This is a genomic window from Gracilibacillus sp. JCM 18860, assembly GCF_055395245.1.
In genome coordinates, this window is sequence record NZ_AP043868.1 from 824,014 (window position 1) to 848,760 (window position 24,747).

General features: G+C 35.3%; 30 protein-coding genes, 2 pseudogenes and 1 other annotated feature. Of the genes and pseudogenes, 6 read left to right on the top strand and 26 right to left on the bottom strand.

Translation table 11 applies throughout. The annotated features are described in order from the left end of the window. The first annotated feature begins 104 nt into the window (after positions 1–104). Positions 105–1,250 carry an IscS subfamily cysteine desulfurase gene (locus ACZ5R4_RS04335; protein WP_464368103.1) on the top strand — a complete coding sequence of 382 codons (1,146 nt, stop codon included), beginning with the start codon at positions 105–107 and terminating at the stop codon, positions 1,248–1,250. 5 nt (positions 1,251–1,255) lie between these two features. Further along, a complete protein-coding gene (locus tag ACZ5R4_RS04340; RefSeq protein ID WP_109984061.1) occupies positions 1,256–1,786 on the top strand; it encodes a transcription repressor NadR in 531 nt (176 codons plus the stop codon). A 67-nt stretch (positions 1,787–1,853) separates the two neighbouring features. Here the strand turns inward: ACZ5R4_RS04340 and ACZ5R4_RS04345 are convergent, their stop codons facing one another. From ACZ5R4_RS04345 to ACZ5R4_RS04440, 20 genes and pseudogenes are all read right to left on the bottom strand, one after another. Further along, positions 1,854–2,426 carry a DUF6241 domain-containing protein gene (locus ACZ5R4_RS04345; RefSeq protein ID WP_277678943.1) on the bottom strand — a complete coding sequence of 191 codons (573 nt, stop codon included), beginning with the start codon at positions 2,424–2,426 and terminating at the stop codon, positions 1,854–1,856. 81 nt (positions 2,427–2,507) lie between these two features. Then, positions 2,508–3,389 carry a prephenate dehydratase gene (gene pheA / locus ACZ5R4_RS04350; RefSeq protein WP_054787813.1) on the bottom strand — a complete coding sequence of 294 codons (882 nt, stop codon included), beginning with the start codon at positions 3,387–3,389 and terminating at the stop codon, positions 2,508–2,510. A gap of 19 nt (positions 3,390–3,408) precedes the next feature. Beyond that, entirely contained in the window at positions 3,409–3,861 is a 453-nt protein-coding gene (locus ACZ5R4_RS04355) for an ACT domain-containing protein (protein WP_054859171.1), read from the bottom strand. Positions 3,862–3,908: 47 nt separating this feature from the next. After that, positions 3,909–5,189 (bottom strand): GTPase ObgE, encoded by a 1,281-nt coding sequence (gene obgE, locus ACZ5R4_RS04360; RefSeq protein WP_109984059.1) that lies wholly within the window; start codon positions 5,187–5,189, stop codon positions 3,909–3,911. Between the two features lie 20 nt (positions 5,190–5,209). Beyond that, positions 5,210–5,725, bottom strand: a complete 516-nt coding sequence (locus ACZ5R4_RS04365) for a Spo0B domain-containing protein (RefSeq protein ID WP_054859169.1) — start codon at positions 5,723–5,725, stop codon at positions 5,210–5,212. Between the two features lie 282 nt (positions 5,726–6,007). Beyond that, entirely contained in the window at positions 6,008–6,286 is a 279-nt protein-coding gene (gene rpmA / locus ACZ5R4_RS04370; protein WP_054859168.1) for a 50S ribosomal protein L27, read from the bottom strand. Between the two features lie 15 nt (positions 6,287–6,301). After that, positions 6,302–6,625 (bottom strand): ribosomal-processing cysteine protease Prp, encoded by a 324-nt coding sequence (locus ACZ5R4_RS04375; protein WP_054787816.1) that lies wholly within the window; start codon positions 6,623–6,625, stop codon positions 6,302–6,304. Between the two features lie 12 nt (positions 6,626–6,637). Then, positions 6,638–6,946 carry a 50S ribosomal protein L21 gene (gene rplU, locus ACZ5R4_RS04380; RefSeq protein WP_054787817.1) on the bottom strand — a complete coding sequence of 103 codons (309 nt, stop codon included), beginning with the start codon at positions 6,944–6,946 and terminating at the stop codon, positions 6,638–6,640. Between the two features lie 14 nt (positions 6,947–6,960). Beyond that, positions 6,961–7,035, bottom strand: a sequence feature (ribosomal protein L21 leader region). 35 nt (positions 7,036–7,070) lie between these two features. Next, positions 7,071–8,504, bottom strand: coding sequence for a ribonuclease E/G (locus ACZ5R4_RS04385; protein ID WP_464368104.1), 1,434 nt, complete (start codon positions 8,502–8,504; stop codon positions 7,071–7,073). Between the two features lie 14 nt (positions 8,505–8,518). After that, positions 8,519–9,370, bottom strand: coding sequence for a site-2 protease family protein (locus ACZ5R4_RS04390; protein WP_277678942.1), 852 nt, complete (start codon positions 9,368–9,370; stop codon positions 8,519–8,521). Continuing rightward, positions 9,360–10,133, bottom strand: a complete 774-nt coding sequence (locus tag ACZ5R4_RS04395; protein WP_054859164.1) for a M23 family metallopeptidase — start codon at positions 10,131–10,133, stop codon at positions 9,360–9,362. The genes ACZ5R4_RS04390 and ACZ5R4_RS04395 overlap by 11 nt, the downstream gene beginning before the upstream one ends. Positions 10,134–10,281: 148 nt before the next feature. Further along, positions 10,282–11,076 (bottom strand): septum site-determining protein MinD, encoded by a 795-nt coding sequence (gene minD / locus ACZ5R4_RS04400; RefSeq protein WP_109984055.1) that lies wholly within the window; start codon positions 11,074–11,076, stop codon positions 10,282–10,284. Then, positions 11,069–11,752: a septum site-determining protein MinC gene (gene minC, locus ACZ5R4_RS04405; protein ID WP_109984054.1), complete on the bottom strand. Its 684-nt coding sequence runs from the start codon at positions 11,750–11,752 to the stop codon at positions 11,069–11,071. The genes minD and minC overlap by 8 nt, the downstream gene beginning before the upstream one ends. A 38-nt stretch (positions 11,753–11,790) precedes the next feature. Then, positions 11,791–12,336, bottom strand: a complete 546-nt coding sequence (mreD, locus tag ACZ5R4_RS04410; RefSeq protein ID WP_109984053.1) for a rod shape-determining protein MreD — start codon at positions 12,334–12,336, stop codon at positions 11,791–11,793. Further along, positions 12,333–13,205, bottom strand: coding sequence for a rod shape-determining protein MreC (mreC, locus tag ACZ5R4_RS04415; RefSeq protein WP_109984052.1), 873 nt, complete (start codon positions 13,203–13,205; stop codon positions 12,333–12,335). The genes mreD and mreC overlap by 4 nt, the downstream gene beginning before the upstream one ends. A 12-nt stretch (positions 13,206–13,217) precedes the next feature. Then, positions 13,218–14,258 (bottom strand): rod shape-determining protein, encoded by a 1,041-nt coding sequence (locus tag ACZ5R4_RS04420; RefSeq protein WP_109984051.1) that lies wholly within the window; start codon positions 14,256–14,258, stop codon positions 13,218–13,220. A 200-nt stretch (positions 14,259–14,458) separates the two neighbouring features. Beyond that, a pseudogene (locus ACZ5R4_RS04425) lies at positions 14,459–14,599 on the bottom strand (JAB domain-containing protein); the annotation flags it as partial. Between the two features lie 168 nt (positions 14,600–14,767). Beyond that, positions 14,768–16,084, bottom strand: coding sequence for a group II intron reverse transcriptase/maturase (locus tag ACZ5R4_RS04430; RefSeq protein ID WP_464368105.1), 1,317 nt, complete (start codon positions 16,082–16,084; stop codon positions 14,768–14,770). 524 nt (positions 16,085–16,608) lie between these two features. Continuing rightward, positions 16,609–16,728, bottom strand: a pseudogene (locus ACZ5R4_RS04435) (JAB domain-containing protein); the annotation flags it as partial. A 154-nt stretch (positions 16,729–16,882) separates the two neighbouring features. After that, positions 16,883–17,209 carry a hypothetical protein gene (locus ACZ5R4_RS04440; RefSeq protein WP_054859158.1) on the bottom strand — a complete coding sequence of 109 codons (327 nt, stop codon included), beginning with the start codon at positions 17,207–17,209 and terminating at the stop codon, positions 16,883–16,885. A gap of 335 nt (positions 17,210–17,544) precedes the next feature. Here ACZ5R4_RS04440 and ACZ5R4_RS04445 point away from each other — a divergent pair, with 335 nt between their 5' ends. Both ACZ5R4_RS04445 and ACZ5R4_RS04450 read left to right on the top strand, forming a co-directional pair. Beyond that, positions 17,545–17,850: a hypothetical protein gene (locus tag ACZ5R4_RS04445; RefSeq protein WP_464368106.1), complete on the top strand. Its 306-nt coding sequence runs from the start codon at positions 17,545–17,547 to the stop codon at positions 17,848–17,850. A gap of 24 nt (positions 17,851–17,874) precedes the next feature. Continuing rightward, positions 17,875–18,270: a hypothetical protein gene (locus ACZ5R4_RS04450; protein ID WP_464368107.1), complete on the top strand. Its 396-nt coding sequence runs from the start codon at positions 17,875–17,877 to the stop codon at positions 18,268–18,270. A 51-nt stretch (positions 18,271–18,321) separates the two neighbouring features. On the opposite strand, the gene ACZ5R4_RS04455 is transcribed toward ACZ5R4_RS04450, so the two are convergent. Then, positions 18,322–19,239, bottom strand: a complete 918-nt coding sequence (locus ACZ5R4_RS04455) for a peptidoglycan DD-metalloendopeptidase family protein (protein ID WP_464368108.1) — start codon at positions 19,237–19,239, stop codon at positions 18,322–18,324. 215 nt (positions 19,240–19,454) lie between these two features. On the opposite strand from ACZ5R4_RS04455, the gene ACZ5R4_RS04460 reads away from it, so the two are divergent. Then, the gene (locus tag ACZ5R4_RS04460; protein ID WP_347833996.1) at positions 19,455–19,625 is read left to right on the top strand and encodes a DNA-binding protein; all 171 of its coding nucleotides are present in this window, start codon (positions 19,455–19,457) and stop codon (positions 19,623–19,625) included. A 106-nt stretch (positions 19,626–19,731) separates the two neighbouring features. Continuing rightward, a complete protein-coding gene (locus ACZ5R4_RS04465) occupies positions 19,732–20,862 on the top strand; it encodes a Swt1 family HEPN domain-containing protein (protein WP_464368109.1) in 1,131 nt (376 codons plus the stop codon). A 112-nt stretch (positions 20,863–20,974) separates the two neighbouring features. On the opposite strand, the gene ACZ5R4_RS04470 is transcribed toward ACZ5R4_RS04465, so the two are convergent. The 5 genes from ACZ5R4_RS04470 to ACZ5R4_RS04490 all read right to left on the bottom strand — a co-directional run bounded on the left by ACZ5R4_RS04470 (position 20,975) and on the right by ACZ5R4_RS04490 (position 24,741). Continuing rightward, positions 20,975–22,483, bottom strand: a complete 1,509-nt coding sequence (locus tag ACZ5R4_RS04470) for a peptidoglycan DD-metalloendopeptidase family protein (RefSeq protein WP_464368110.1) — start codon at positions 22,481–22,483, stop codon at positions 20,975–20,977. A gap of 142 nt (positions 22,484–22,625) precedes the next feature. Next, entirely contained in the window at positions 22,626–23,408 is a 783-nt protein-coding gene (locus ACZ5R4_RS04475; RefSeq protein WP_464368111.1) for an N-acetylmuramoyl-L-alanine amidase family protein, read from the bottom strand. After that, positions 23,401–23,529 (bottom strand): hypothetical protein, encoded by a 129-nt coding sequence (locus ACZ5R4_RS04480; protein ID WP_347833992.1) that lies wholly within the window; start codon positions 23,527–23,529, stop codon positions 23,401–23,403. Before ACZ5R4_RS04480 ends, ACZ5R4_RS04475 begins: the two co-directional genes overlap by 8 nt. After that, a complete protein-coding gene (locus ACZ5R4_RS04485; protein ID WP_054859150.1) occupies positions 23,529–23,951 on the bottom strand; it encodes a phage holin family protein in 423 nt (140 codons plus the stop codon). The genes ACZ5R4_RS04480 and ACZ5R4_RS04485 overlap by 1 nt, the downstream gene beginning before the upstream one ends. Before the next feature lie 217 nt (positions 23,952–24,168). Continuing rightward, positions 24,169–24,741, bottom strand: coding sequence for a hypothetical protein (locus ACZ5R4_RS04490; RefSeq protein WP_054859149.1), 573 nt, complete (start codon positions 24,739–24,741; stop codon positions 24,169–24,171). Positions 24,742–24,747: the final 6 nt, after the last annotated feature.

Below are 24,747 nucleotides of genomic sequence, written 5' to 3' on the forward strand. Positions count from 1 at the left end.
AATTCCACCTTGCTTTACAGTTGTCTTTACAGATATATTTACATATAATGTGATAGAAGGCAAGACTTTTTTGGATTAAATTTTTCTATAGGGGAGATTAAAACTTGATTTATTGTGATTATGCAGCAACAACACCGATGTCGGAACAAGCATTAACTATGTATCAAACAGTTGCTAGAAAATATTATGGAAATGCTAGCAGCTTACATGACATTGGTTCAAAAGCACAGGACATTTTAGAGCAAGCACGAAATATTTTAGCACGAAGTCTAGGAGTAGATGCTAGTAGACTATTTTTTACAAGTGGTGGAACCGAGAGTAATATTTTGGCTATTGATACGATTCTTCGATCTGCTCCTCCACACGAGAAAAAGCATATCATTACTTCGACGGTCGAGCATAGTTCTATTTATTATTATTTAAAGCAAATGGATAGAAGCGAGATGATTGATGTTACGTTTCTAGCCTGTCCAAACAATGGAAGCATTGATATGAATGAGTTAGCTCGATCAATTCAATCTAATACTTGCCTTGTTTCCATACAACACGTCAATAGTGAGACAGGGATTCAACAACCTATTGAAGAAATCGGGAAACTGTTAAGAACAAGGAATATCGCTTTTCATAGTGATTTTGTTCAATCTTTTGGTAAAATAAAGATAGATCTTAGGCAATTACCTGTTGATGCTATCTCGATATCCAGTCATAAGATTTACGGCCCAAAAGGGGTGGGAGCTGTTTATTTTCATCCAAACATTTTTCTCAAGCCACATCCAATTTCTACAAACCATGAGAAAGGCATTCGTCCTGGAACAGTAGATGTTGCTAGCATTGCGGCTTTCGTCACGGCAGTTGAAGAAATGAATCATCATCTAGATCAACATTTTTATTACTTAAAAAATATTCAACACACCTTTATCGACCAGATTCGCCATAACAAAACAGGATTAACACCCATTTTCGTAGGAGAATCGATGCATTGTCCAAGTATTGTAGGCTGTATATCAGATCATACACAAGGTGATTATTTAATGTTAGAATACAATCGTTTCGAAATTGCCATCTCTACAGGTAGTGCGTGTGGGTTAGGTCAATCTGGTATACCAAGATCGATTCAACCGTTTATTCAGGATGAGGAAGAAGGAAGACGTTTTATTCGATTTTCCTTTAGCCATCTAACAACAGAGGAAGACCTTGAGATGATTATCCGTGTATCAAAACAAATAGGGGAAAAATTCGTGGAGGTATAAGTACTATGAGTAAAAAATTAATCGGAGAAGATCGTCGAAAACAGATTCTCCAATGGCTTCGCCAAGCAGATAGGCCAACTACTGGCTCAGCATTAGCAGATCGGGCGAATGTAAGTCGACAAGTGATTGTCCAAGACATCACCTTACTGAAGGCACAGAATCACCCGATCATGGCAACAAGTAATGGCTATTTGTATGTACAAGCTCAAGATAATCGCAACAGAACTGAAAAAGTGATAGCATGTAATCATCGCCCTGACCAAACCAGAGATGAGTTATATACCATTGTGGACCATGGAGCAATGGTTAAAAATGTAGTGATTGAACATCCAATCTACGGAGATTTAGAAGCATCACTTATGATAAGTAACAGAGCGGAAGTGGATCAATTTATTGAAAAAATAGCAGAAAAGAAAGCTCCCTATCTCCTAGAGCTAACAGATGGTGTACACAACCACACGATAACCGCCGATCAGGAATGGAAGTTAGAAGGGGCCTATCAAGCATTAAAAGAAAAAGGTTATATCGTCCATTAAGTTGACAAAAATTAATAAGCTCCTTCCCCTGGGGAAATGGAGCTTTTTTTACTACGTAGCTATATAATTACTGATTCTCGTAGCTTTCCAAAAAGGCTTGTTCTTCTTCTTGAGAATATACACCTGTAGCTTTTCCAATCGTACCTCCCTGAAGCTCCCAAATAGTATTATGATGGACATCCGCTTCAGCAAAATTACCTTGTTGCCATTGATTTAAAATATTCAAATATGTTTGCTTATGGTTTAAATCACTGGATTGAACTCCTTCTAATAACCAGCTGATTCGTTCATCTGTTATTCGATAGAAACCCCATTTTTCATTTGCAATGACTTTCTGATGAGCCATTTGATGAATATAATCTTGTACATAAGCATCTGTTAATTGGTCCAGTTCATATGGATCTCCAAACGGATTCAACTTGTCTGTATCTTCCTTATTTTTAAATTTCTCATCAGATAATTCTACAATTTCTTTCTCTTCTTGTTGTTCTGAAGTGTTATCATCCTTTGTTTCATCCGATTTTACTACTTCTTTAGAATCACTAAAATCCATATAAATTAATACTGTAAAAAATACGATAATAACAACTAAGCCGGTAAGTAGGATTCCCAGTGTCCATTTAAAGATAGAATTCCACAATTTAACATACCTCCTTGGTCCTATTATAACAATATACTCGATCCTTTAGAAGAATATTTCACATAGAAAAACACTTGCTTATTAAACAGCAAGTGTTACTCCGTTTCCGCTATGCAAATAGTATGGGTAACTACCTAATACATTTACTGTACATCCTAACGACTCTATTTCAGCAATGGCATTTGGTATGAGTACGTTATCCATCTTTTGTTCTATATCAATTAAGAAATAATAATTACCTAATCCTGTTTTCATCGGTCTTGATTCTATTTTGGAGAGATTTAAATTTCTCCAAGCAAATGCAGATAAAACTTGATGTAACGCACCTGGCCTGTCAGAAGGTAATGCAACTGTTATCGTTGTTTTATAACCTTTTTCTTCAAGCTTATTGGAAGTAAGAGCTGTTTCTTGCTTATGAAGAACAATAAAACGTGTATGGTTATTTTCAAAATCATGGATATCCTTTTCTACGATGGAAAGCCCATATTCCTTTGCTGCTAAATGATTAGCAATCGCTGCACTAATTTCCTTTGGATGATTACTAACATACTCCGCAGCGGCACCTGTAGAAGTCATGGACTGTGCCTCTAGATGAGAGAATTGATTACGCAAGAACCTGTGACATTGCGCAATTGCATGTGGATGAGAATAAATTGCCGTTACTTCTTTCCATTTAGCCACATTGCTAGGATGTACCATGATATGCTGCCTTATCGGAACAATGACTTCACTAACGATTTTAATATTTTCTGTTTGTATAATATTATCTAACGTGAGGTTGACTGTCCCTTCAATCGTATTTTCTAAAGGGACAACTGCATATGAGACTTCGTTTTTCTCTATTGCATCAATACATGCTGGAATTGTCTTGTATCCTTTTTTGATTTCTCCATTAAACATGGAGTCTACTGCGATTTTAGAAAAAGTTCCCTTAGGTCCTAAATACCCGATAGTTGTTGCCATGAAAACTGCTCCTCCTATATTATGAAACACCTGAACTTAATATTTCTACCTGATTTACAAATTCCTGTTGTTTTAAGTCATGGATAAGCTCATCAAGCTCTCTTATCATTCCATTCGTGTTCAAGGATAATGTTACATTTGCCTTTCCTTGAATCGGTATGGTTTGATGAATCGTTAAAATGTTACAGCCTGCACCTGCAACGATCGATAACAGATGGGATAATGCACCAGTTTGGTCTTCTAAATGAAAAAATAACGTAATCATCTGCTCCTTCACCATATGCTGAAAAGGAAAAACTGCATCCCGATATTTATAAAAAACGCTTCTAGATAGTCCTACACTTTTAGTTGCTTCATGGATGGAATCCACTTTCTTGACTTCTAACAGCTTCTTTGCCTCTAAGGTCTTTTTCATTCCTTCTGGCAAAAAATCTTCGCGAACTAAATAAAATTTTTCTTTTTTCGAAGCCATCCGTTCATTCCCCTTTGTACTAGACCGTACAGCATATATCTTGTCTATTATTCCATAAACTCAAATTCATAATCAAGTAAACGAACTGTATCACCGTCTTCTGCGCCTCGTTGACGCAATGCTTCATCAACCCCCATGCCTCTGAGTTGTCTCGAGAAACGTTGAATCGATTCTTCACGTGTCATATCCGTCATCTTAAACAATTTTTCAATCTTTTCACCTAACAAAACATATGCTCCATCAGGGTCTCTTGTAATTTGAAACCCTTTGTCCTCTTTTTCAAATCGATAAATAACTCGATCCTCTTTTTCTTCAATGGGCTGATAATTTTTTGGGATTTCATCCAATTTATTGGCTACTGCAAAAAGGAGTTCACGGATTCCTTCCTTTGTCACAGTCGAGATTGGGAAAACTGGATAATCCTCTTCTAATTGTTCCTTAAATAGGGCTAGTTGATCTTCTGCTTCAGGTAGATCCATTTTATTTGCTGCAATAATCTGTGGGCGTTCAAGTAATGTAGGATCATATTGTTCAAGCTCTTGATTGATTGTCTTGTAATCTTGATATGGGTCTCTACCTTCAGTACCAGCCATATCAATTACATGTAAAATGACTCTCGTTCTTTCTACATGACGAAGAAATTGATGACCAAGACCGACACCTTCATGAGCTCCTTCAATTAAGCCCGGTAAATCCGCTAAAACAAAGCTCCTCTGATCCGCTGTATCGACAACACCTAGATTAGGGGATAATGTAGTAAAATGATAATCAGCAATTTTAGGTTTTGCCGCACTCACTACAGAAAGCAATGTTGATTTACCTACACTTGGAAAACCAACTAAGCCAACGTCTGCTATTAACTTTAATTCAATTTGGATATCGCGCTCCACACCGGGCTCGCCATTTTCAGCAATTTCTGGTGCTGGGTTTTTTGCAGTTGCAAAGCGAATATTTCCACGTCCACCGCGTCCACCCTTTGCTATTACAGCTCTTTGCTTATGTTCTATTAAATCTGCTATCACAACACCTGTTCTTACATCTCTTACTGTCGTTCCTGGTGGCACACTTAACACTAATGGTTCTGCATTTTTACCATGCATCCCTTTACCCATTCCATTTTCGCCACGTCTCGCCTTAAAATGCTTTTGATAACGAAAATCCATCAGGGTATTCAAGCCTTCGTCCACCTCAAAAATGATGTCACCACCATCTCCACCATCTCCACCAGCTGGTCCACCCATTGGAACATATATTTCCCGACGAAAGGCTACAATTCCATTTCCACCGTCACCTGCTTTTACATAGACCTTGACCTGATCAACAAACATATTGCAACACCTACTTTAATTTATACTATCCACTTGATGATTATCTCGTTCTTCACGATCTCTACAGACATAATAAATGGTAACTGTTTGATTTTACTCGGTAAACTAGCTACATGATGCCAATCACCAGACACTTGAATGATTACTTGTAAAGAGTTAGATTTTATATCGTAAAAATTGATTGTTGCATGATACTCCTGATATTCTTTCTGTGAATCTTCAAGTAATACAAAAAGAGTTTCTAACTCATCACATAGGAGGGTATCAGATGCTTCTACATTGTACTCTACATGGATTTTATAAGTTAGATTTAAATTATTCGTGAACCAATTTTTTTGTAAAATCCATAACATAGACTTTGGAAGGTTGAGATGGTCTAATTTACGTTCTTCTGCTGCTTTTTCCACCATTTCCTTCATTTTGGCTTCTACCTTATCTAGTTTACCCAATTGTAAATATCCATTAACTAATTGTAAATCATTTAAGCTATCATGACGATAATGTCGCAAAAGCTCAACCACTTCCGAATCTTTCATCGCGCTCACCCCATATACAATAAGCAAATTATAGCATAGTTATAAAAGAAAAGCGAAAGCAAGGATAGGAAGCTGGTTAAGGACTCAGCCTAAAAATATCATCGTCTGGTCGTTCAAATATTAGAAAAACTACGCATTCGCTCGTCTTTTGGAGAATGCCTAGTTTTTCTTATACTTGGTACCTTAAAATCTCCACTACGTCGAACTTCTGCTGTGTAAAGATTTTATACTTTCCTAACGTACAAAAAAGGCTCTAATCCTAAGATCAGAGCCTTCCTTTTATTATGCAGGGTATACACTTACTTTTTTACGATCACGGCCGTAGCGTTCGAATTTAACTACACCATCTGTTTTTGCATATAGTGTATCATCTCCACCACGTCCAACATTTACACCTGGGTAAATTTTTGTTCCACGTTGGCGATATAGAATAGAACCACCTGAAACAAACTGACCGTCCGCACGTTTAGCACCTAAACGTTTAGATTCAGAATCACGACCGTTTTTTGTACTACCTACACCTTTTTTAGATGCGAAAAATTGTAGATCTAGACGTAACATATCGGTTGCACCTCCTTATTTTTCAGAGATGGATATAAATTGTCCATAATCCTGCTCCACGGTTTCGAGAGATACAAGCATTCCTTCGAATAACAGAGAAGCATTCTCGTCCTCTTGATTATCAGGTATGGTTACCTCAAGAAATCCGCCTTCATCGCCGGCTTGGTCAATTAATAGATCCATTTCACATAGTGATAAAACCGCATTAACAGCACCAATGGAAATGGCCGATACAGCGGCACAAACTAAATCATGCCCATAAGGTCCACTTCCAGCATGCCCTTTTATCATAAAAGACTTTATATGACCTGCTTTACGCTTAATTGTCACTTCAATCATTAGGAAAGATCCTTATGCATTGATTTTTTCAATCGTCAATTTTGTGTATGGTTGACGGTGACCTTGCTTGCGTGAATAGTTTTTCTTTGGTTTGAACTTGATCACAGTAATTTTCTTTTGACGACCTTGCTTCTCCACTTTCGCAGTTACAGAAGCACCGTCCACAAATGGAGTGCCGAATTTAGCTTCATCTCCACCTACGGCAAGTACCTTGTCAAAAGTTACCGTTTCACCAGCTTCAGCAGCTAACTTCTCTACGTAAATTACTTGACCTTCTTCTACTTTAACTTGTTTACCACCAGTTTCAATAATTGCGTACACAATATGCACCTCCTCATATAACTAAGACTCGCCATACAGGTGCTCTAAATGGAGCTTACTAAACCTGTTCTGCGCGGTTGTAGCAACAGGTGCTACAAAGACAACGAAACGATCATACCATATTCTATAGAATTTTGTCAATGGTTAAATCGGGATGCTGCACTATATATTCATCCATTAGCTGGTTGCTTCCAGAGCGAAGAATATCATAGCCTTTTATGGTTGAATCCTTTATTATAAATATATTTAGCTGAATCTGCTTCTCTAATATAGCACTTGAATATTTTTGAAAAAGGTCGAGTAATGATGGGTTTCCTTTTAACAAGACCACTTCTGCGTTGGTGCGATTCAATTGATATAATTCTCGTTCCAACTGGTAACAAATGGATTCAAGATTGTACTCCCAAGCTACTATTGATGACTTATTCGTTAATTGTTGTAATAGACTAACATTTTCTCTTTTTCTTGTCATTTCTAGTAGTCCAAGCTTGGTAAATCCCATCACTTCCGTCCGAACAGGATATTGAGCGAATGCCCTTTTTAATGACTGATGGATTTTTTCTTGCTCGTCTTTTCTTTTCATTTTCAAAAAGTCTATCAAAATAATTCCAGATATGTTCCGTTTATTAATTTCTGCTGCAATGGCTGGTACAGCTTTTTGATTTATTTGAAATAAAGTGGCCTGTTTATTTTGTCTGCTACGGTATTGACTGCTATCAATATCTATCACTGTCAATCCCTCTGTCTGTTCAATGGTGAGTACAATACCCTCCTTCATTTGAACGACTGGTGATGTTAGTTGCTTCAGTATTTGATCAATGGTCGCTCCTTCTAGCAACGGAAGGGAAGGTAAATACTCCATTTTATCTTTATCATGAGGATAGCGAGTCATCATTTCCTTCATCTTTATGAGCTCATCGAAATATATCCTATCAATTGGATAACTCTGATATTGATTTAACATGTGACTTGGTATCAATTGATCACGATACAAAACAATAGGTGCCTTTTTATTTTTGGTCGAATGAAGAAGCTCCTGAAAGGATGCCCTTAATTGTTCCAATTCATGAATTAATTCGCTATCCGTCTTTTTGGCACTATTCGTACGAATGATTAGACCCTCTTTTTTACGTAATTGTGGTTTCAATACATTTTCCATTCGTTTTCGAGTATCTCCATCAAGCTTTTTGGAGAAAGCCAAATAATCTCCATAAGGGAGAAAAACTATATTGGAGCCACCAATCGTAATATTAGCCGTCAGCTTTGCTCCTTTGTTTTGATATGGTTCCTTTACGATCTGTACAATGATAGCAGATCCTTCTACTATCGATTGATCGAAAGGATACTCGCTTTTTGGTAAAAAGCCGACCTGATCTGCTCCAATATCAACAAATGCCGCCTCGATTGAATGGTCTACATTACGAATTTTCCCTAGAAAAATGGAACCGACCCGACAAGCATCTGTCGGGCGATCTATTGTTATATCCTTTATTTTATCATCCTGCATGAGGATGCCGATTTTTTCTGATAATCTTGTATGAAAATAGAGCTTATTCATATGTAACCTCTTCCTTAACGTACTATGTCACCAATTGTTAGCTGATGAGCTTTTTGTTCAAAATAGAGGGAGAGACATTCCGACTCAGAAATAAATACTCTCTCATGATGGCCCTTTAACCCAATAAAATGATATCGATTTCGATAAAAATGTGGGAATACATCCATCAGCCTCTTTCTCTCATCTACGGCTAAATAAACATTTTTTGTAAAAGAAATGGGACTACTATGACGATATAATAAAAAACGTAACCATCTGTAATACCTATTCTTCCATTCTAATCGATTTTCCAATAATAAAAAAATAAAAAGCAACAAAAGGCTAAGAGATAGTATACCAGTGGAATAAGTAATAATAAGTCCCAATCCTATAGTAACAACCGATACCACAATCGAAAACATATGAGAAGCTTGATATGGCAATAAATGATCTCCCATTAACTGCACCATTCTTCCACCATCTAAAGGCAATATAGGTAATAGGTTTCCTAACAAGATGAATAGATTATATTGATAAGCGAGTGTGAGTGTACTTTCTGGGATCAAAGGTAAAAAATGGATAAAATGTATAATCAAAAAGATAAGGAGGTGTTGAAAGGGGCCAGCTATCGTGACTAACCACTCTTCCCATATCGGTCTTGTCCCGTACTCTTCTGTCTCCATCACCCCACCAAAAAACCATAAATAAATACGACGAATACGCCAGTTAAACATCCTAGCACAAAGATAATGACCCATTTCATGAAATAGAACAATTAAAAAGATAATAAGAAGTTCTGTCAGCATCCCAGTCAAAATGGAAACAGCTAAGAAAAAGAAAACAATTGGGTGAACATGGATAGGAGGTATCCATCTTCTACTGTTCATCAACTTGTATCACCTGAACAGGATCAAGAAATTGTTGATTTTTCTTCACTGCAAAATACATTGATTCATTTTCCTCCGACGGTTCGTAGGTGCCAATTTTTTGATTTCCTTTCACAGATTGGTAAGAATGGACGTCAATACTCGTCAAAGATCCATATATCGTTTCCGTACGGTCTGGATGTTGAATAATAACCGTTTTTCCTGTTTCACGATCATTACCAGCAAACAGTACTGTACCTCCCTTTACTGCAACTACCTCTGTTTCATTGTCTGCAGTGATTCTAATACCTTTTCCGTTCTCACGAAAAGATTGATTGACTTGACCGTAAACCGGTAAGACAGCTAACTCCTCGCTATCTTCCTCCAGATTATTCTCTAAAGCAAGTGGTGCCCCAAATTTTGCTTGATACCAAGCATTAACAGAGGCAAAAGGAAACTCCTCCGATAATGCATAGCTTGTCCATTGCTTTGGTTTTTCTAACCATTTCACATCTGCTGTCATGGATAAAGCAGTTAAAAAGAAGATAGTTGCTGCTATGACACTTCTAAGTAAAAAAAATCGAAAGAAAGGTGTATTGTTAGAATCATTCGAGTAGCTGGATGTTGTTGGATAAAAGCCATGTCGTTCTTCATCCTCCACCTCCATCTTTCTTATGGCCAAAGGATTAGTTTTATCCCTTGTCACGACTGTTCCTTTTTTTCGTTGTAGCTTCCTTTGATTAATATTATTTCTGATCTTGGCTAAATTGTTGTTTTTTTTCATATCCTCACAATCCTTTATCCCATTTGTTTCTCAATATATGTGACAAGCTATCGGATTATGAATATCGTAATTCAAACTTTTTTGAAAACTATAGAAAAACCGCACGAATCCATGATTTTAATCATTGAATCATACGGTTAGGCAATACTTAATTCTTTCCAAAAACTTTTTTAATTTTTTCGATAAAGGTTAATTTTTCATCTAGTGATTGAAGTGGAATCGATTCACCTAAAATTCGTCTAGCAATGTTTCGATAAGCAATGGATGCTTTTGTATTAGGCTGGAACGCGATTGGTTCACCATGATTCGATGCTTTGATTACATCATCATCGTCTGCCACAATTCCAATTAAATCAATAGACAAAATTTGCATAATTTCATCAACATCTAGCATATCCCCATTTTTCACCATATGGGTTCTAATACGGTTAATCACTAAATTAGGTGGTTCAATATCCTCTTGTTCCAAGAGGCCGATAATCCTATCCGCATCACGAACACTTGATTTCTCTGGTGTAGTTACCACTAAAGCTTTATCTGCTCCCGAAACTGCATTTTTATATCCTTGTTCGATTCCTGCAGGACAATCAATCAAAATGTAATCATAATCTGGCTTTAAATCATCAATGATAGATTTCATAGCCTCCGGGGTTAAGGCTGTCTTATCGCTAGTTTGTGCTGCTGGTAATAAATATAAGCAATCAAATCGCTTGTCCTTAATTAATGCTTGTGATATTTTACAGCGTTTTTCTACGACATCAATAATATCATAGATAATACGATTCTCTAAACCAATCACAACATCTAAATTCCTGAGTCCAATATCTGTGTCAATTAAACATACTTTCTTATCCAATAGTGCTAGAGAGGTCCCTAGGTTTGCGGTTGTGGTTGTCTTTCCAACTCCACCTTTTCCAGATGTGATAACGATAGCTTCACCCATTTATTATTCTCCTTTCAAAAGCATTAAGATCAAAACGATTTTTTGCTAGAACATTAATTCGATCCATGATAATTTGCTTTCCTGTAGAATCAATAAAGCCACACTCCATGTGAACACCATCCTTCTCTTGATCCGGAGGTCGGCTAATGATATCAGCAATTCTTAATTGACTTGGAGCCATATAGGAAGCAGCGATGACTGCTTTATCATTTCCGTGAACTCCTGCATGAGCAATACCTCTTAGATGCCCCACAATAAAAATATTTCCAGATGCCATTACTTTTCCTCCAGGATTCACATCACCAACTAATAATAAATCACCAGTAACCTTTAGGATTTGGCCAGATCTTACTATTTTATTGTGTAATTCTATTTCCGTCTCTTCTTTCCATTGTAAAGCAGTCTCTTTTAAGATAACATCGGACTCAATTTGTTCAATAATAAACGTATTCTGCTTATCAATCAGCTCACGAAGCTTTTCTTCCTGCTGATCATCTAAATAGCGGTTACCTAACTTTATTTTAATTCGGATGGATTGTTCATCTTCTACTAAATGTTTTGTTGAGATAATATTTTCAAGCTCTTGAAGTAGGTCATCAAAGGCACACTGATCATTCATGAAAAGCGTGAGACCATCTCTCGTTCCTTTTATCGTAATATAACGATTTGCTGCCACAATATTTCAACCCCTTAATCTAGCCTGTTCCCATTCTACTACTCTTTTCGTTCAAACTTAATATATGCCCACTTTTCAAGCATTTTCTTAAATAGAAGATAGAATAGAATTCCAAATATAAAATTCCAGACTAATGTTGGTAATAAGCGATAAGACAAATAGACACTCCAACTCATATCATGAATTTGGATGATACTGTACAGGAAATAAGCGAATATATCAGCAATAAGTACACCAAGGATAACCATTAGCATGGCGACAAAAAAATTAGCATGAAGCCATTTCATCATATTTCGAACCAGATAAATAGCTGTTGCATAAACGAACAGATAAACCCCAATGAGAGAGGTATATAATATATCAACTGTTGCGCCGAGCACTATCGCAAAGGAAAAAGCATAGTATGTATTTTTTTGTTCAAAAAATATCGTTACATAGATCAAGAAAAGGAGGAGAAAATGTGAAACAATAAACCAATCATTCGGTAGGAACGGAATTCTCGCCATCATTTGGGAAATCGACCCTTCTATCATAACGAGAAATAAAGATAGAAAGGCAAGTAGAAAAGGAATAAGGCGAATCATGATTCACCCTCCTCATCACTTGTTGCCATAGCACGGTCAATCACCATAACATGGTTTACTTCATTTAAATTGGCTGATGGCTTAACATAGCCAATTTTTGTTAGACCATATCGATCATCATTAACCTCTACTAGTTCTCCTATTTCTAATCCTTTCGGGAATACGCCGCCTTCACCGGATGAAAAGACCGTTTGTCCTTTTTTTAAGCCTTGGTCATCTTCATTCATTTCTAACAATAGTAGGTTCTTTTCGTCATCATATCCTACGATAAAACCTGATAGATCCTCTGTCTTTTCCTCTTGGTTCACATTTACAGAAATTCGATTTGATCTGTCAAAGCCTGTTAGTAATAATACAGTTGAAGTAAAAGGGGAGCTGGCATGAACCTTTCCTATCATTCCTTCCCCTGTAATGACAGCCATATTGGGTTCTACCCCATCCTCGGTGCCTTTATTAATTGTCACCTGCTTAAACCAATTATCCTTACTACGAGAAATAATGGATGCTTGGATTGTAGTAAAATTCTGCAGGAAATCAGATTCTTTCTTCCCAAGTATTTTTTCTAGTTCTCCAATTTCTTTGGTTAATTCCTGATTTTCATACTCTAATTGTCTCAGTTCCTCTAGTCGAGATTTAAGAATCGTATTTTCTTTGTATACATTTCGTATATCCTTCATATTCGCTACAACGGATGTAGTGAAATCCACCGGTGCATTAACCACTCGCTGCAGCCAACCAACACTATCATGGATAAAGTCCTCAACCATGGTTAGATTACTACGGTCTCTCAGTGAGAAACCAATAATACCTACAATAAGAATCAATGAGATTAGAAGGATAAACATTTGCTTTTTTTTAAAAAAGAACATGGTAACACCTTCTTAATCAAATGACCGTTGAGAAGAGATTTTCGGCTGCGTACGGAATTGGTCAATATATTCTAATGCTTTACCTGTACCAATCGCCACACTATCGAGAGGTTCTTCTGCAACAAATGTCGGCATTTTTGTTTCATCACTTATGACCTCATCGATCCCACGTAATAATGCTCCTCCTCCAGAGAGTACGATTCCTCGGTCCATTACATCTGCTGACAATTCTGGAGGAGTTAATTCTAGCGTATTCTTCACTGATTCCACTATGGCATCAACTGTGTCTTTTAGCGCTGTTGAAATCTCAGAGGCTGTAATGGTGATAGTTTTTGGCAGACCTGTTAGAAGGTCTCTGCCTCGAATATCCATCTCATCCTCTTGATCAGAAGGCTTCGCTGACCCAATGTCCATTTTGATTGATTCCGCAGAACGCTCCCCTATCATTAAATTATACGTACGTTTAATATACTGAATGATCGCTTCATCCATATCATCTCCTGCGACACGGATTGATTTGCTTGTAACAATGCCTCCTAATGAGATAACGGCAACCTCTGTTGTTCCTCCTCCAATATCGACAATCATACTTCCTGTTGGCTCCCAGACAGGTAGTCCCGCTCCAATTGCCGCAGCAAAAGGTTCTGCTATTGGCAATGCATCTTTAGCACCTGCTTGCTTCGTAGCATCTATCACGGCTCTTTCTTCCACCATCGTAATACCTGAAGGGACACAGACCATAACATTAGGCTTTCTAGCAAACGCAGAACGGTTTTTTTGTGCTAAATTAATATAATGCTTCATCATCGTAGCAGTTGTATCATAATCAGCAATAACTCCATCCTTCATTGTTCGAACAACGGAAATGTTACCAGGGGTTCTTCCAAGCATATTTTTAGCTTCACTACCAACTGCCTCGATATCACCAGTCGTTTTATTCACTGCTACAACCGATGGCTCACGTACTACAACACCTTTTCCCTTAATAAAAACTAATGTATTGGCTGTTCCTAAATCTATTCCTAAATCCTGTGAAAAATTAAAAAATCCCAAGTTATTTCTTCCTCTCAACCAAAATATTCAAGCTTATTGTTCATATTTTAAGCATTAATTGCTATGTAATCAAGATTTTAAAATATGCTCTATTCCATATAATGCAATAATAAACGCCTTAATACAAGCAATATCTTGTACAAGGCGTTAATTATAGCTTGTTATTCTATTATACTCAATTTTTTTAAAAATAGATAGTGTTACAAGTACCCTTTTTCTTTTAAGGAAATAAACCTACGATCACCAATTATTAAATGGTCAAGCATTTCAATACCGATCATCTTTCCGCTTTCTACTAATCGTTTCGTTACATGAATATCTTCCTGAGATGGTGCTGGATCGTAGGGTAGAGAACAGGCGCCTTGCCATGTTTCCAAAGTAGGTTTCCAATTCTCCCCCTCAGAACCGTACGTACACCTTTCAGCGTATACGGCTCGCCAGTTGATAAGGAATTAGCTTCTTCTTTGTTACAACAAGTCTACTCAAATGGGATTTATGGAATCTTTTATCTAAAAAAGTGATGAAATGTTTTTTTGATCCTTTGTATGACTGGTGATTAAACCCAATCCCCCCTGCTTACGTCTGCTCATTCTTTTTACTTCTTTCCTGTACGAAGTCTTTCGTTTCATCGCAATCGTTTTAATAAAACTAGCTTTTGCCAAATAATATAATGGCCTAAGATAGTGTCCATTCATTGCAAGTTTATAATAGTTGGTTATGCGAATTAATTCCGTATTATAAATATGGAGGATTTTAGCTTCTGTATAATGTAGAAGCTTCTTTCGAGGAGTTGCTTGAAAGCTAGTTATATCGCCATATCCATATTGGAAAGCCATCTGATTTACCATTTTTTTCGAAATATATAATTGTATCACATAAGATTTTGTACTCTCTTGGATTGGTAAATCATTTCCCTTAGTTTGATGGAAATATTTCTGTTTAACCTTACAAAATTCATAGTCAAGAAAGGGAATTGGGCGTGTCATATGTGTAATATCGACTTTCTTCCATTCCAAATAGAACTCATGCTCTAGAAGATTTATTACCCCTTGTTTTATCATTCTGACACATTTCTTTGAAGCTCTAACACCAATTAAAAAGCTATTCTGATAACGGATATACTGTAATTGAGGGGTAAACCCATCACCTGGTTGGTCAAATTCCTTAATGACATACTTCCATTGCTTCTCCATAAGGTAATCAAACCTATCAAGATAGATATCTTCAAGTAATAATGGCAGGGAGGTCTGTTGTCTTTTACCATGAATATCCCTAGAATCTTGCCTTGTAACAGCTATTAAAGCTTGCTGAATAAGATTCACGAAACGTTGATCCCTTATTCTCTTAGAAATATAGTTAATCAATGACGTTTGATTAAGATGACACCTAACATTGCCAACATTACCATGCACACACCAAGTCAATCCCTTCCATGAGTGCTGAATATGGGTTAATACTTTATGTTCGGAGTGATGTTTACTATATCCATAAGCTCTCCCCATTGGTGCAAATACTTTGTCCAAAATTATGCAGATAACTTCTTGTACTAAATAATCGTTAGTATAATCCTTCTTTATTTTTTTCGTATGAGTGTTGCACAAGTTTTTGAATCGATAATTTCCTGTTCGAAGTAATGTTATTATTCCCTCAAGCCTTTTAGTTAGATTTCCTTCCTGACTTGGTTGCTTCATCTCTGGAAATAATCTAAAATAAGCTTTGATCCATAGTTCCCTTCTATACATTAGCCTGTAACAATCTGTAATGACTCTTCCTTTTTGAGAAGCTTTCCGTATAACGTCCAATTGATGAAATGGATCTTTTGCCATATTCATGACTCCTTCCTTACAGACGTTAAAATCAACCTGTCTTCCTTCCCCATGCTAAACTCATTACAAGCAAACGTAGAGTAGTATGAAGACTCCGTTACCCTATGCAATATTCGTCAACCGATGAGTTGAATAGCCACAGTGGCACTTGCACTTAGGCAATCCCTGCATTATGTTTTCATCTAGAACGTGATAGTTAGGTATCCCTTTTGACGGTTTCCTTGTACCAAGGATTGAAGGACAGACTCTACTATGATAGGCACTCTGGCAATATGTCTATATTCTCTCCACATTGTCTGTTAGCTATCATTAACAATGGCGCACCCTACGCTCATTCGTCTAGGATTCAAGCAGTTTAGCTTTTACCATATATCACTTGGTCTGAAGAACTCACTCGATTTAGATAGCTTTATCGTCTTTTCTCCTTTTCACATCAGGCTTTTTTTCCTATTTTGGGTTTCCCCTCGAGGTTAGATGCTGACCATAGAACATTGTAGAGAGTTCTAGATTATTTTTCATAATCACTAAAATGAAACACCTTGCAGGCGCACACCAGAAGGGTGATTATGTGCACAAATTACGGATGCTGCAGATCTTTTAATAGCTTCGCGGTAGATTTCACGGGGGTGAACAATCGAGGCATTTCATTATCCGAACTACAGTTTGATTTATCTTGATTTAAAAAAGTTGATTTACCAACGTTTTGCGCAATTCAAGCTATAACTTAGTTTGTTTAAAATTATTAAAAGTGACCATAAATTAATGGGTTGGTCACTTTTTTAGTCACTTAAAAAGCACCTATTCAGTAGGTGCTTTATTAAAATAATCCTTACCTAATAAAGAATCATCATCATCCATTGCATTATGCATATCATACAATTGTTTAGTTTGACGCTCTTGTTCATTTAATGACTTTTGTAACAGAGTAATTATTTCACCAAATCCTAGAAATATAAAACAAATAATTATGCCATACGCAATCCAAGTAAATAATACACTATAATCTTTCTCAGTCAAATAATCATAGCCTTCCAAGGGTGTTTCATATAAGTTGAACCCTACTATAATACCACCAATCAGCGCTAATACGCCAATCACCTTTATAACAATAGCTATCTTATTCATTAACTATATTCCCCCTCTCTTACAATATTCTACAATAAGATATAAGAAAAAACACCTGCTTTATGTTAAGCACTCCGAGATCAATCTCGTTTCGACTTATTTTCATCATCTGAGATTAATAGGTCTAATTCATTTATCAATTTATCAACATCTTCTTTGGTAATCTCATCTTGCTGTCGATGTTCATTCACACACAATACCTCCTAAGCCCATATATATTATATTCGGCAGGACTTTTTATACCTTTAATATAAATGATAAATTTTTATTATTGCATAAATTAATCACGTTAGTTTATAATGAGAACAAATGTTCTTATTATAGGAGGATGACTTATGAAATTACTAGATGTTACTGATTTATGTAAAAACGATGTTTCTTTAGTTAAACAAGCTATGCCTGAAGGATGCGAAGTTAAGATTTACGAGAAAGGACCAGTTCGCTATATCCATACCTTTCGAGAAGATTACAACGTGGTAAGTATTTCAAACTTAGGAAGACCAGTATCAGAAGCAGATTGGTTTTATGCAACAGAAAAATTTTTAAAATTGGATATTACAGATGTCGAAATCACTATTACTCCTAGAGAAGTAGTGATAATTAGAGAGAAATCGGAAAGTATTCTGCGTTTCGCGCATTGATCTTGATAAATAGAGGTGATATTTATGAGATACATCGGCGAGCATGAATTAAAAATAGGATCCAGATTCTTATTTCTTTCTATGGCCATACAGGTTATACAATCAGATATCAAGCGATTAGAGAAACATTCCCCCTTTAAAATTAATGAGCCATACCTGGAACTACTCCATCGATTAGAAGTGAAGGCTACTGCAGAAAGACGATCATTGAAGCAACATATGTATAAAGAAGGCTTAAAAGTTATTCAAACGGATAAAGACGGTACCTTTACAGAATATACATTTTTTTGTAAAGATAAAGAAGAGATACGGAGATATTTTAATCCCGCTATTAAAACGAAGGTAAGGGATATTTTAAATGAGTTGATTGGCGGTGGGGAAAAGGGGAAAGGAAAGTATAGCCCTTCCTATCATTGCTAATAAGAAATCCACTCATTGAATGAGTGGATTCTTCGATAATGTTTTCATTTATTAGTCTATCCAAAATGTGAATTCCTCATTTCCCCATTTTTCTGTGTCTGTATACCAGAATTTCCATTTGATTTTATCTGATGTACTAAAAAAAACAATTTCATAAGGTCTCGCTGGATGATTCCAATTAACTCTGTAACTACTTCTTCTATCTATATAGTTATCAAATTTCTGCCAAGTTCTTTTACCTACAATACCATCAGCTGTCAAACCATGGTCTTTTTGGAATTGTATAACAGCCTTTTTAGTATTTGAATTATATTTACCAGTAATTGACCCAACTATACTACTATAACCTGAACCATGTAACATTCCTTGTAAAAGCTCGACATAAACCTCTCTACCAGAGTAATTTTTATATCCAATGGTTGGGAACTTAGACCAGTCATCTAAATTCGGCTTTGGAGTTGAGTTATTACTCTTTCCTAAATAATCAAGTGGATCAACTCTATGGCTGCTCGCAGCCCACATATTAGTTGTCCCTTTTAAAATTTCAAAGTGTAGATGCTGTCCAGTTGAATCTCCTGTACTACCCATGTAACCTAAAACTGTTCCTTGGCTCACATTCTGCCCAACAGAAACTTTCAATCCATTTCTCATATGTGCATACTTCGTTATAAATGTGGTACCGTTTATTGAGTGTTGAATGGCAACAAGGTTTCCGTAGTCCCCAGCAGTTGAACTACTATGATATTTAGAATAAATAACTTTACCAGATGCACTTGCTTTAATTGGTACAGTCCCACTTTTTACAATATCTAGTCCGTTATGTGAAGATGATATACCCCTACTGATTATATAACTACCATCAAGTGGCCATACAAAATTGCTTGCAACTATAGTGTTGTTAGTTGGTAACCATGTAAACATACTAAACAGAACAACAATTCCTAGCAATAATTTAGCAATTTTCTTCATTAATCTTTCCCCCCTTTTGTTATTGTATATATTTCTACAAATATCCTTTATTTCCTGCTATTTGTATATGAAAATTTAATTAATTCTACATTTATTAGTTTATTTGCAAAGGGAAAGAGGAATTGGAACGTGGTGAGTAAATAAATTATGATAGCAAGTCTAGGGAAGATTTCGTTCAATTAGTTCAAATTGATATTCTTACAACCTCAGAAGCATTGGAATTATTAGAAGTGACCAAGCAGAATTTAAATTCACTAGACAAAAGAGGAAAAATCACGCCTGTTAAGGTCGTTAAACGTGATAAACTCTTTTTAAAAGAGGACATTCTTAAAAGAAAAGAAGAATCTGCTGCGTTAAAAGAAAAATACAGACCATATGATGAATAAGGAGCACCGTAAAGTGCTCTTATTTTTTATTTTTGCAGGAATTTTGTCGGGTAATGTAGAATTTATTTACAAATATTTTATATCCTTTTTATGAAGAGGTGCAAAAATGAAACAATTTGAGAATATTTATTATTTTTTCGGAAGTGAAAAATTAGATCCTGACCAGTTTATTAAGGATGTCTTTATGAAAAATACAGAAACCCCCAAAACTGAAACTGATCCTAAAGTCTTTCAGAAAATTATTATAAATGTTGATAGCCGACAGAAAGGTTTTATTTATAACTATAATAAAATAGATTATGAGTTTTTATATTCTTGTCATAAAGTAAAATTTGATGAAACTGTATATAGAGTCACTATGACTCTTAAATATACTAACAATAAAGAACGAGCAGCATATGCTTTTTCCAAATTAATTAATGATATAAAAAGGGCCAAGGAAGATAAATTTAATATGATATTAATTAAAGATTCATTGTCAATTTATTATACTAAGAGGTTATATAGTAAATTAGCTTTGTATGAACGGAGCATTCGAGCATTGATTACAGCAATATTCATTCCTGCATACAAAGATACCTGGACTGAAAAGTTAAAAGATTCATTAGATAAAGATATAAAAGGGAATAAAAGGGAACGTTTAGAGTTAGCATTAGAGGAACTCGATCTTTCGGATTTTGAGAGTATTTTATTTGATCAAAGATTAAATATTAATGTTGAGAATTATTACATGGTATTTGAGTTACAAAAAATTGAATTTCTAACGAAAGAAGAACTAATTTCAATAATTTTAGAAAATAAACCCATTTCATTGTGGGATAAGCAAATATCAAAATATGCGACAATTGAAAATGCTGAAAAAAGAATGCAAAAAATAAGAGATCTCAGAAATAAAATAGCTCACAATAAAACTTTCACTGATAGAAATTATAGGAACTTGAAAGAGGAACTTAATTACATAATTCCTAAGATTAATGAAGCTGAAATGAAAATACTAAAAAGTCATGACCGAGAAACTATTATTCAAACAATTAAACACATTAGTGAATTGGCCTCTAGCTTACAACTACCGCATATAGAGACAATTAATAAGATGAATAATAGTATGAAGCAACTCCAAAAAAATATTATAAATCCTGCAGAACGCATCCAGAATTTACTTAAAGGAATTCTGAAAAATGAACATGGGGAGATTGACGAATCGATTAATGAAGAGACTGATGATGAGAATGATTAAATAAACATATATCCTTTTGAGAAAGAACAGACTATTGAAGTATACTTTATTATAAGCAAATAATATGATGAATGAAGGAGCACTTTTCTACGGTGCTCCTTTTTGTTTAAATCTAAAAATCTATATAATTTTCTGGATTTAAACCTCCATGATAGGTCCAATCACCATCATGAACCTCAAAATGTAGATGTTGTCCATAGCTATCACCTGTGTTACCCATGTATCCTAGTAGTTGCCCTTGTCTTACTGTTTGACCTAGCGAGACTTGTAGATTACTACGCATATGAGCATAAACTGTTGTAAGGTCTAAACTAGAGTGATAAACATAGACGACATATCCATAACTACTAGAATAGTTAGCTCGTTTAATAGTTCCTGCTGCAGACGCTAATATTTTGGCGGTACCATCCTGAACAAGATCAATACCAAAATGGAAACCACTCACTCTTATACCATATCTACTGGTAATTGTATAGCTACCTTCTAACGGAACTTTTAACTCCGTTGGATCTGAACCTGGACCTGTTCCATCATAGAATACCCATACGTTTCCAAAATTACCTGTTGTAATTAAGTACCAGTCCCCATGTTTTCCAATTACATTAACTGTGTTAGGGGAAAAGCTTGATACTCTCTTAGATGAAAAAGATGGTCCTTCATATGTATCAAACCGATAATCAATAGTTAAGTTTTTTAAGTTTGGATTGTAATACACCCATCTGCTTCCTTTACTTGTATAAATTAAGTACCAATAACTACCTTTTTTGTCTATAATTCGTACTGTAGTAGCACTATACTCAGCAACTTTTTCAGACGTAAACGAAGCTTCTTCATAGGTATTAAATGAGTGAGGGACTTTTAATTTACCAGTGTATACCCATACCAATCCATAATTTCCAGTTGCAATTTGGTACCAATTATTATCCTGAGCAACAACATTTACATAATCCTGATCAAAACTTTTAACTTTCTTTGATCCAAAGGAAGGTTGTTCATAGGTGTAAAATTTATAATCAAATGACATAGTTTTTTCTAGATTTGGATTGTAATATACCCATTTGTTGCCTTTGCTTGTAATAACCTGATACCAATAGCTTCCTTCCTTATCCAAAACTCTAAGTGTTGTAGAACTGTATTCTGCAACTTTAGTAGAAGTAAATGAATACGTATCATATGCAGCAAATCTATGTGGGATTTTCAGTCTACCGTCATACACCCACACATTACCAAAACTTCCCGTTTGTATTTGATACCAGTCTTCATGTTTCCCAATAACAGTTACTGTAGTAGGTGAGAAGCTGGAGACTCTAGTAGAATTAAACGACGGACCTTTAAAGGCATTAAACCGATAATCAATTGTTTTGTTTTTCAAGTTTGGATTATAATAGACCCATTTTTCGCCCTTACTTGTGTAAACTTTATACCAATAACTTCCTTGTTTATCTATGATTCTAACACTTGTAGAAGAATATTGTGCCACCTCTTTGGATGTAAACGATGGTTTTTCATAAGCAGTAAATGAATGAGGAATATAGAGTTCTTCTTCAGCTGCACTTAAGCCTTTTGGTATAACAAAACTTAATACCAATACTAATAATAAAAAATAAAATATTCTTTTCATGTAAATCCTCCTTTAAAATAGATAATTCTACATAATTTCCTCTATCTCCTTCCTTTTTTACAGAAATTTTTTAAAATCTAGCAAAAAAGTCATGGTATTAATTGAATATAGGACACCTATTCGGTGCCCTAGTATATACCCCTTAAATTAGTTTGTAATACCAACCTTGGTCTTTAAGCCAGTTTTCGAATTCTCGTCTCCATTTCGTATTAAGTTTCCCTACCGTAGCTCTTGGGTTATTATCGCCATCATAATGGATGGTACAAGACCAATTCTTGCTTATGCAATATCCCAATACTTCTGATGCCATGTCTACCGATAACCCACCTGTTTCAATTAAAACTGAATCGCTAGTACTAGAAGTTGACATAGGTGTGCTCTCCTTCTTTCTAAGATTAAATATTCTAACCAATCCATCTACATGGCCTTGTGCGATATCATTTAAAAAAGCATCCGTTTTTAATCTTGCTGCATCATTAGCTGCATCGATAAAACCATTTTCAGTTAGGATGGCTGGCATATTGGATTCTCGCACCATATGGAAATTAGCTTTTTTCTTACCTCGGTTAGGCATATTGATTTGTTTGTTGATCTCTTCATGCATAAAGTCTCGCTTTTTAGCAGTGTCGGAGTTACTAGACAATTCACTATAAATAAAATCCTCGTAGCCAGTTCCGCTACCCGCGTTGATATGAACAGACAAAAGATAATCTGCACACCATTTATTTGCATCATTGGTACGTTGTCTAAGAGATAATGTTTTATCTGTTGTACGTGATAGACGAACAGAAACCCCCTTGTATTGATTTAGGAGGTTTCTGATTTTAAGCGATATTTTCAATGTCAGGTCTTTTTCTCGCAATCCATTGGCAACTGCACCAGGATCCATTCCACCGTGACCTGGATCAATGTAGATTTTAACCATTAGTTTCTACCTCCTTGCACTCATCACAAACAGGCTCGCCATGGCTTCCATCTGAAAATAATTCGGATTTCCATTCTATTTCTTTCCCACAATAAACACATTCAGTTGTTTGCTTATCCATCATTTTTCCTCCTTATCGCTAAATTCTTCTTTGATTTCTTTTGCTACCGAATTACCTGATTCAATATTTTTTAATTTCTCAGCTAAACTAGGTGGTACCAATACATCTACTTCTGCAAGGTTTTCCATTATACTCAATCCTTCATTGGCAATATAAAAAAGCACAGTCGCATAAGTGACTGCACCATTTAACCCGAGTATTTGATCTATGACATTGGCTACTATTATAACTACAAGTACAAGCAGCTTCCGAGCATAACCAAATAATGACTTTCTACTCCAAAGATTATCATTTTTCCATGCCTTAAAGATGCCAGTTACAATATCCAATGCCATTAATAGTAATAACAAATGCAAAAACTTAACCCCACCAAACAAATAAAAATGCGCTGCTTCTAAATAACTCAAATTAACATCTCCCATCTTCTTTTCATCTCCTTAAATTTCATATTAAGTAAGACCCCCTTTATGAATTTTAAAAATTCTTTTTCTTGTTTACGCCTCCTGGTTTTCCGACATAAAAATAGCATCCTAAAAAGGATGCTAAAAGTATCATCTATATATAGTTACCTTATCAATTTTCCGGATTGTCTCTATTTCGCTATGGTTTAGAAAGGATGGTATTCTTCTAAAGTAAGGTTCAGATTTTATCATTCTCATTTTTTCTTATTAGAAAAATATTATAATTAAGCTTTCTTACATTCAGTTTCTCGTTTTCCAAAATTTTTAACTGATTTATATTGTAATTAGAAATAATAATCTTATCTTCGCCAGAAATAAAAATGTTATATCTAAAAAACAAGAATAATGGATTAAGATAAACTAAACTATTTTTCACATAAATAAAACCTAATAACGAGAATAACCCTAGATTAACCAGAAGACTGCTTAAATCAGCTATTTTTATTGATAAGATTGGTACAAGATATGTTACAACGTAACTTAGGAGGTTATCTTGGGTTCTTTTTACATCATTAAAAGAATATCTCTCATTATGGGATATTTTCTTCAAAACTATCACAGAAAAAATTGATATCAATGAAAGTATTATTAAACATGTAAAGAATAGTGATGGTAATAAAGATTTAAATGTAATTAATCTTTTAAATTTATCTAATTCAATTAAGTATTTTATGTTATCTAATATTAATAGCACATAAAGAGGGAAAAAAGATGATACATATAATCCAATCCTATAATATACTGTAACCATAACATA

Bases quoted from the DNA above. Each gene is read 5' to 3' on its own strand.
- ACZ5R4_RS04385 (WP_464368104.1), bottom strand. From the start codon at position 8,504: ATGAATAAGCTCTATTTTCATACAAGATTATCAGAAAAAATCGGCATC.
- ACZ5R4_RS04430 (WP_464368105.1), bottom strand. From the start codon at position 16,084: ATGGCAAAAGATCCATTTCATCAATTGGACGTTATACGGAAAGCTTCT.
- mreD (WP_109984053.1), bottom strand. From the start codon at position 12,336: ATGATTCGCCTTATTCCTTTTCTACTTGCCTTTCTATCTTTATTTCTC.
- pheA (WP_054787813.1), bottom strand. From the start codon at position 3,389: ATGGCAACAACTATCGGGTATTTAGGACCTAAGGGAACTTTTTCTAAA.
- ACZ5R4_RS04340 (WP_109984061.1), top strand. From the start codon at position 1,256: ATGAGTAAAAAATTAATCGGAGAAGATCGTCGAAAACAGATTCTCCAA.
- rpmA (WP_054859168.1), bottom strand. From the start codon at position 6,286: ATGTTACGTCTAGATCTACAATTTTTCGCATCTAAAAAAGGTGTAGGT.
- ACZ5R4_RS04465 (WP_464368109.1), top strand. From the start codon at position 19,732: ATGAAACAATTTGAGAATATTTATTATTTTTTCGGAAGTGAAAAATTA.
- ACZ5R4_RS04355 (WP_054859171.1), bottom strand. From the start codon at position 3,861: ATGGCTTCGAAAAAAGAAAAATTTTATTTAGTTCGCGAAGATTTTTTG.
- mreC (WP_109984052.1), bottom strand. From the start codon at position 13,205: ATGTTCTTTTTTAAAAAAAAGCAAATGTTTATCCTTCTAATCTCATTG.
- ACZ5R4_RS04490 (WP_054859149.1), bottom strand. From the start codon at position 24,741: ATGGTTACAGTATATTATAGGATTGGATTATATGTATCATCTTTTTTC.
- ACZ5R4_RS04485 (WP_054859150.1), bottom strand. From the start codon at position 23,951: ATGGGAGATGTTAATTTGAGTTATTTAGAAGCAGCGCATTTTTATTTG.
- ACZ5R4_RS04445 (WP_464368106.1), top strand. From the start codon at position 17,545: ATGAAATTACTAGATGTTACTGATTTATGTAAAAACGATGTTTCTTTA.
- ACZ5R4_RS04365 (WP_054859169.1), bottom strand. From the start codon at position 5,725: ATGAAAGATTCGGAAGTGGTTGAGCTTTTGCGACATTATCGTCATGAT.
- ACZ5R4_RS04480 (WP_347833992.1), bottom strand. From the start codon at position 23,529: ATGGATAAGCAAACAACTGAATGTGTTTATTGTGGGAAAGAAATAGAA.
- obgE (WP_109984059.1), bottom strand. From the start codon at position 5,189: ATGTTTGTTGATCAGGTCAAGGTCTATGTAAAAGCAGGTGACGGTGGA.
- ACZ5R4_RS04390 (WP_277678942.1), bottom strand. From the start codon at position 9,370: ATGAACAGTAGAAGATGGATACCTCCTATCCATGTTCACCCAATTGTT.
- ACZ5R4_RS04455 (WP_464368108.1), bottom strand. From the start codon at position 19,239: ATGAAGAAAATTGCTAAATTATTGCTAGGAATTGTTGTTCTGTTTAGT.
- ACZ5R4_RS04440 (WP_054859158.1), bottom strand. From the start codon at position 17,209: ATGAATAAGATAGCTATTGTTATAAAGGTGATTGGCGTATTAGCGCTG.
- ACZ5R4_RS04395 (WP_054859164.1), bottom strand. From the start codon at position 10,133: ATGAAAAAAAACAACAATTTAGCCAAGATCAGAAATAATATTAATCAA.
- ACZ5R4_RS04475 (WP_464368111.1), bottom strand. From the start codon at position 23,408: ATGGTTAAAATCTACATTGATCCAGGTCACGGTGGAATGGATCCTGGT.
- minD (WP_109984055.1), bottom strand. From the start codon at position 11,076: ATGGGTGAAGCTATCGTTATCACATCTGGAAAAGGTGGAGTTGGAAAG.
- ACZ5R4_RS04470 (WP_464368110.1), bottom strand. From the start codon at position 22,483: ATGAAAAGAATATTTTATTTTTTATTATTAGTATTGGTATTAAGTTTT.
- ACZ5R4_RS04375 (WP_054787816.1), bottom strand. From the start codon at position 6,625: ATGATTGAAGTGACAATTAAGCGTAAAGCAGGTCATATAAAGTCTTTT.
- ACZ5R4_RS04450 (WP_464368107.1), top strand. From the start codon at position 17,875: ATGAGATACATCGGCGAGCATGAATTAAAAATAGGATCCAGATTCTTA.